This is a genomic window from Haliea sp. (assembly GCF_040222615.1).
In the GTDB taxonomy this organism is placed as follows: domain Bacteria; phylum Pseudomonadota; class Gammaproteobacteria; order Pseudomonadales; family Halieaceae; genus Haliea.
This window is the reverse complement of sequence record NZ_JAVKCQ010000043.1, coordinates 1-6,869: the sequence shown is the minus strand read 5'-3', so window position 1 is coordinate 6,869 and position 6,869 is coordinate 1. Positions and strand designations below refer to the sequence as shown.

The window sequence follows — 6,869 nt, the reverse complement described above, 5'->3', positions numbered from 1 at the left end:
CCGGTCGATCGCGACATTGCCGATACCCTGAAACGGGTGGCGCGCGCACTGTCCGAGGTCGAGGACAGCGACAGCGCCCGCAAGCACTGGTACCAGCGCTTCCTCTGGGCCCTGCAGAACGGCGCCCTGCCCGCGGGCCGGATTATTTCCAATGCCGGCGCCGGCGCCTACAAGCCCTCGACCTCGACCATCAACTGCACGGTATCGGGAACCATCACCGATTCCATGGATGACATCCTGCAAAAGAATCACGAAGCCGGCATGACCCTCAAGGCCGGCTGCGGCATTGGCTACGAGTTTTCCACCCTGCGGCCGCGCGGGGCCTACGTCAGCGGCGCCGGTGCCTACACCTCGGGCCCGCTGTCGTTCATGGATATCTACGACAAGATGTGTTTCACCGTGTCTTCGGCCGGTGGTCGCCGCGGCGCGCAGATGGGAACCTTCGATATTCATCACCCCGACGTCATGGACTTCATTCGCGCCAAGCGCGAGGACGGCCGGCTGCGGCAGTTCAACCTGAGCCTGCTGATCACGGATGAGTTCATCGAGGCTGTGAAGGCCGATGCGGACTGGTCGCTGAGCTTTCCAGTGACCGCGCGGGAGGTGGAGGAGTCGGGCATTGATCTGGCCAATGATCCGCAGCTGCTCTGGCGCCCGTTCCCGGTCACCAGGGGCTATGTCAGCAACGACTGCGGCGAAGTCGCCTGCCGGATCTACAAGACAGTCCCGGCGCGCCGGCTGTGGGACATGATCATGGCGTCGACCTACGACTTTGCCGAGCCGGGTTTTATCCTGATCGACCGGGTCAACCAGATGAACAACAACTGGTGGCTGGAGAATATCCGCGCGACGAACCCCTGTGTCACAGCCGACACCTGGGTGCAGACAGCCGATGGCCCAAGGCAGGTTGCGGACCTGATCGGCCGGGCCTTCCTGGCTCGTGTAGACGGACGTGATCATGCATCGGGCGCCCAGGGTTTCTTTCGCACGGCAACCAGGCCCGTGTTGCGCCTGCAGACCCGTGAAGGTCCCGCCCTGCGGCTCACCGCTGACCACCGCGTTCGGCGGGTAAGCGCCCTCACCCGTTGGCGTCTGGAAACCGAGTGGTGCGAGGCGAGCGCCCTGCGCGCGGGCGACCAGGTCCTGCTCAACGACCATCGCGGCGCTGCCGAATGGCAGGGCGCTTACTCCCGGGACGAGGGTTATCTGGTCGGACTGTTGATCGGCGATGGCACCTTGAAGGCGGACAAGGCGGTACTGTCGGTCTGGCCGCGGCCCCTCGCGGTGAATGAGACTGGCAGTGCGGACGGCGCCGAGGGTGTTATGGCGGCGGCTCTTGCGGCTGCCCGTCGCCTGCCACACCGCGCCGATTTTGCCGGCTGGCAAAAAGTGGCCGGACGGGACGAGTATCGCCTGGTCAGCGGTGCCCTGCGGCGCCTCGCCCTTGGTCTTGGCATGGTTCCGGGAAACAAGACGATCACCCCCAGGGCGGAAGCCTCATCCAGTGAATTCCATCGCGGCCTGCTGCGGGGGCTATTCGATGCCGACGGGTCGGTACAGGGCTCGCAGGAAAAAGGTGTCAGCGTGCGTCTTGCCCAGTCGGATGTCGGCACCCTGGAGGCGGCACAACGCATGTTGCTGCGCCTGGGTATCAACTCCACCCTCTACCGCGAGCGGCGCGGCGCAGGCGAAGCCCTGCTGCCCGATGGCCGCGGGAACAAAGCGCTATATGCCACGCGTGCTCAGCACGAGCTGGTCGTCAGCGGTGCCAATTTGCAGGTGTTTGCCGAGCGTATCGGGTTTGCCGACACCGCCAAGCAGGCGCGACTCGACGACCTGCTGGCGGGCTACTCACGGCGTTTGAACCGGGAGCGGTTTGTGGCCACGGTCGCCGGCATTCAGCCGGATGGCGTCGAGGATGTTTACGACGTGCAGGTTCCGGGTATCAATACTTTCGACGGCAACGGCCTGCACGCCCATAATTGCGGCGAACAGCCCCTGCCCCCCTACGGCAGCTGCCTGCTGGGCTCCATCAATCTCACCCGCCTGGTGCTGGACCCCTTCACCGACAAGGCCCGCTTCGACTGGGATCGCTATCGCGATGTGGTGGCCGTGTTCACCCGGATGCTCGACAACGTGGTGGAAATCAATGGCCTGCCGCTGGAGCAGCAGCGCCACGAGATCAGCTACAAACGCCGCCACGGTATGGGCTTCCTCGGCCTCGGTTCCACCATCACCTTGCTGGGAATGTCCTATGGCGACGAGGCCTCGGTGCGGTTCACCGAGGAGGTTTCCCGGGAAATGGCCCTGGTGGGTTGGCAGCAGGGCCTGGCCCTGGCCCGGGAGAAGGGTCCGGCGCCGATCATGGAGGACCTGTTCGAGGTCACTGCCGAAATGCTGGTTGCGCGCCCGGAAATGGCGCGCGATGGCATCGGCGTGGGTGACCGCCTGCCGGGCAAGGTCCTGCATGCGCGCTACAGCCGCTACATGCAGCGGGTGGCCGAGGTGGCGCCGGAACTGGTGGACGAGCTGGCGGAGAAGGGATCACGCTTCACCCACCACTCCTCCATCGCGCCGACAGGTACCATCTCCCTGTCGCTGGCCAATAACGCCAGCAACGGTATCGAGCCCAGCTTCGCCCACCATTACGCGCGCAATGTCATTCGCGAGGGCCGCAAGAGCAAGGAAAAGGTCGATGTGTTTTCCTTCGAGTTGCTCGCCTACCGCAGCCTCGTGAACCCCCGCGCCATGCCTTACAGCGAACTCGCTGAGGAGAAACTGCCCGACTATTTCATTGTTGCCGACAGCGTGACACCAAAGCAGCACGTGGATATCCAGGCCGCTGCCCAGCAATGGGTGGACTCCTCCATTTCCAAGACCGCCAACGTGCCCACGGACTACCCGTTCGAGGAGTTCAAGGATATCTACCTCTACGCCCATGCCAAGGGGCTCAAGGGCTGCACCACCTTCCGCTTCAACCCGGAGGCGTTCCAGGGCGTACTGGTGAAGGAGCAGGATCTGGAAAACACGGTGTACCAGTTTACCCTGGAGGACGGTTCGGTAGTGGAGCTGAAAGGCAACCAGGAAGTGGAATACGATGGTGAAATGCACACAGCGGCGAACCTGTTCGATGCCCTGAAAGAAGGCTACTACGGCAAGTTCTGAGCCCGGAGACAGCAATGACGGTAAAGATCGGCAGCAAGATTGTCAGCTACAAGGTCCTGCAGCAGGGCGCCACCCCGGAGCCGGTGGCGGGCGAGCGCGATGCGGTGCCGGCCAGCAATGTGGTCCATATGCACGAGTCCTTCCAGCGGCCGGAGCGCCTGGTGGGGTCAACCTACAAGGTGAAGACGCCGATGTCCGAGCACGCGCTCTACATTACGGTCAACGATGTCGTCCTCAACGAGGGCACCGAACACGAGCTGCGCCGCCCGTTCGAGGTCTTTATCAATTCCAAGAACATGGAGCACTTCCAGTGGGTGGTGGCGCTGACCCGGCTGATTTCGGCGGTATTCCGCAAGGGCGGCGATGCCACCTTCCTGGTCGAGGAGCTGAAAGCGGTGTTCGACCCCCGCGGCGGCTATTTCAAGAAGGGCGGTGTATTCATGCCCTCGATCGTGGCGGAGATAGGCTACGCCATTGAAGACCACATGAAACACATTGGCCTGATAGAGTCGAAGCTGGACGATCACCAGCGCAAATTCATCGCTGACAAGCGCCGCGAACTCATGGGCGAAGCCGGCTCCCCGGATAGTACGGGTGCCGGGTCCGCAGAGGCGGAGGACTCATCCTTCCCCCCTGGCGCCAGTCTCTGTTACAAGTGCAACACGCGCGCCGTTGTTCTGCTGGATGGGTGTATGACCTGCCTGAACTGCGCGGACTCCAAATGCGGGTAAATACTTGCTGACGTCTGCAGACAAGCTGGATGGTTATGTCCTCGACAATATGGAGGGGGCGGTCGATCAGGCGGCTTTCCTGGCAAGGACAGAGACCCCCGTCGCCATTATTGGCGCCCGCGGCACCGGCAAGATGTACATAGCCCGCATTCTCCACGCCCAGGCCGGTGGCAGCGTCAACAGCCTTATCGCCATCGACTGCCGTGAATTCCGCAGCCGCGACGATGCCAACCGCCGCATTCGTCAGGCCCTGCTGGCAGGCGCCGGCAAAACCCTGGTTTTCAAGTCGCCGCATCTGATGGCAGCTGAGTCCCAAGTGAAGCTGGCACGGCAAATGGCAACCCGGCTGCTCGCCGATGCCGAGACGCCGACCTACCTGCCTGCTGTGCGCTTCGTCGCCCTGTTTCCCGCCAGCCTGCAGCGGCTGGTCGCCGAGGGAGCGCTGCAGCGCAAACTGGCGAGTGTGTTCGCAGCCTACCCGATACGGGTGCCACCGATGCGCCACCGCCAGCAGGCCATCCTGCGCTGGGCGCGGAAAATCCTGGCCCAGGAATGCGCCAGCCGCAGCATCGAGGTGAAGGGTTTTACCCCGGAAGCGGAGCAGGCCATGCGCCAGCATCCCTGGCACGGCAATATCAGCGAGATTCGCCAGCGGGTGGTGCGCGCGCTGGAGCAGAAACCCGGTGGCGAGTGGCTCACCCCCGTGGACCTCAAGCTGTTTCTGGGTGACCAGGCAGCGAGCGGCAGCCTGCAGCTGCCCCTGCAGGGCTCTCCCGGCTACGAGTGCGGCGGCGACAGTTACAGCCCCAGTGCCTGGGAGGAGCTTGCGCTGATGCTGGCGGAGAGGGTCAACCAGCTGTTGTCGGTGCAGGAGCTGCTACCGCTGGGAACGTGGCTGGAGGACGAAATCGTGCTCGCGACACTGGCCCGTTACCAGGGGCAGCATGGCGACAGCGCCGCGTTCCTGCACACCAGCCGCCGCAATATCGCCCGCTGGCTGCCGGCGATCGCGGCTCGCCAGGCAGCGCGTGATGGCTGCCCACTGTGGCAGGACCCGGCGCGGCTGGTCGCTGACTGGATTCGCGGGCTCGGCAGTGCGGGCGACAGCCCCCTGCTCGCCGGACAGAGTCTGCTGCTGGAACTGCTGGAGGCCCATCGCGATGTGGCCACCGTGGATTTGCGGGCGCAGTTGCTGGGCGTATCCCGGCCCACCTATGGCAAGCGCCTGCGCGAGTGGCGGGACGCCGCCCTGCCGCCCGGCCTGACCGTGGCCCATGGCTGAGGATATGCGCGACGCGCCGGCCACCGGTACCCCGAGCCCCGGGCAACTGGCTGCGGAGTACCAGGGGCTGCTGCGGGAAGCGGACCCGGACCCGCTGGGGTTTTCGGCCCGGCTCAATCTGCTGCTGGATCTCGCGGCTATCGTCCCCTCCCGAATAGAGGGGCGCGTCCTGGGGGTGCTGGCCATCAACCCGGAGTGGAAGGAAGCGGAAGTCCGGCGCTGGTTGCAGCAGGATCAGGTGCCGCCGCGCAGGCATCTGCAGGCGCTGGTACGGCTGCTGGTCGCCCGGCTCGGATCCGGGCACGATCCACAGCGGTGGGAGGCGTTCCTGGTGTATGGCTCCCCCATCGTCGCATCACCGGTGGAACATTTGCTGTATCGGGAGGATCGCGGCCGGCGGGACATTGCTGCCCGCATATTTGCCCGGCTTACGGAACGCTACGGGATTCCATCTTCCAGCTACGATGCCGATGTGGTTTTTCAACGCTGCCTGCAGCTGATGCAACAGTTCAATATTTACGAGTGGCAGGACTTCCAGGCCGGCCACATGGAGCCATTTCGCAGCGTGATGTTCCCGGCAGAACCCTGACCGGTGTCGGTTGGCGCCGTGGCCTCAAGTCGGGAAAATGACAAATAGTGCTTGCAGAGCCCGCTTCACAACCAAAATACTGTCAGCCGCAGAAAACATGAGGACGACAATGAGCGATCAAGCAGAAGTCCAGGACATCACCGGTATTCGTGTCGCGATCGTCGATGACGCCAAGACCATCCGCATGATGATGTCGCATACGCTGAAACAGATGGGCTGTCAGGTGGAGACGGCGGAAGATGGCTACCGCGGGCTGGCTCTGTTGCGACGGTTCCGGCCGGATATCGTTTTTCTGGACATCAGCATGCCGGAGCTGGATGGCTACCAGACCTGCAGCCTGATCCGCCATGGTGAGGATACCCGTGACCTGCCGGTGGTGCTGCTCTCGTCATCGGACGGCGTTTTCGATATCGCCCGTGGACAGGCCCGCGGCGCTACCGCTCACGTCAGCAAGATCCCCCCTGACCCGGTCTTGCGCCAGCTGATCTATGAAAACACGCGGGCGAGCGAGGTGGCCTGAATGACCGCCGCTTACGCTGCGCTGACTTCTCTGCAGGCGCGTTACGCCGGCGCCGCGTCCTCCATGCCGGCGGTGTTGCCCGATCCGGAATACTGGCGGGGAGCGCTGCTGGGTATTGCCGGCGTCCCGCTGCTGGTTGCGGCCGGCGACATTGAGGCTGTCATTGCCGTGCCTCCGTTGACGCAGATTCCCGGTACCCGCAACTGGGTGCTGGGCATTGCCAGTCACCAGGGTGGCCTGTTGCCTGTTTACTGTGGCGACAGCCTGTTCGGGCAGCGCCTGCCCCCCGGGCGTCGACGGGAGTACTGCCTGGTGGTCAACCGGCCGGGCTGCCGCGTTGGCATTACTTTGAGCAGGGTGGAGGGCAATATCAAGTTGCTCGCGGACCAGCACGACCCTGACACCCCGATTGAGGGCCCCCTGGCGGCCTGCTGTACCGGCGGCTTCTGGCAGGGAGCGCGCTTTTTGGGCCTGCTCGATATCGGCCAGCTGGTCACAGACGGCGCCCTTTCCGACACAGCTGCACGGCCGGACGCCGTTGCCGAGGATCATGCATCATGAGTCAGACTCCTCCCTCACTAC

At 64.1% G+C, this 6,869-nt stretch carries 6 protein-coding genes; all 6 read left to right on the top strand.

Going from position 1 to position 6,869, the window contains the following annotated elements:
• Positions 1–3,165 (top strand): ribonucleotide reductase barrel domain-containing protein (locus tag RJQ10_RS04125; protein ID WP_350143910.1); only part of this gene is annotated, 3,165 nt, incomplete at its 5' end.
• 14 nt (positions 3,166–3,179) lie between these two features.
• Complete coding sequence (locus tag RJQ10_RS04120) at positions 3,180–3,896, top strand: TSCPD domain-containing protein (RefSeq protein ID WP_350143908.1); 717 nt, start codon at positions 3,180–3,182, stop codon at positions 3,894–3,896.
• A 4-nt stretch (positions 3,897–3,900) separates the two neighbouring features.
• Positions 3,901–5,178 (top strand): AAA-type ATPase lid domain-containing protein, encoded by a 1,278-nt coding sequence (locus RJQ10_RS04115; RefSeq protein WP_350143906.1) that lies wholly within the window; start codon positions 3,901–3,903, stop codon positions 5,176–5,178.
• Complete coding sequence (locus RJQ10_RS04110; RefSeq protein ID WP_350143905.1) at positions 5,171–5,767, top strand: hypothetical protein; 597 nt, start codon at positions 5,171–5,173, stop codon at positions 5,765–5,767. Before RJQ10_RS04115 ends, RJQ10_RS04110 begins: the two co-directional genes overlap by 8 nt.
• A gap of 109 nt (positions 5,768–5,876) precedes the next feature.
• Positions 5,877–6,287: a response regulator gene (locus RJQ10_RS04105; RefSeq protein WP_350143903.1), complete on the top strand. Its 411-nt coding sequence runs from the start codon at positions 5,877–5,879 to the stop codon at positions 6,285–6,287.
• The gene (locus RJQ10_RS04100) at positions 6,288–6,848 is read left to right on the top strand and encodes a chemotaxis protein CheW (protein ID WP_350143901.1); all 561 of its coding nucleotides are present in this window, start codon (positions 6,288–6,290) and stop codon (positions 6,846–6,848) included. It abuts the gene before it with no gap.
• Positions 6,849–6,869 lie beyond the last annotated feature (21 nt).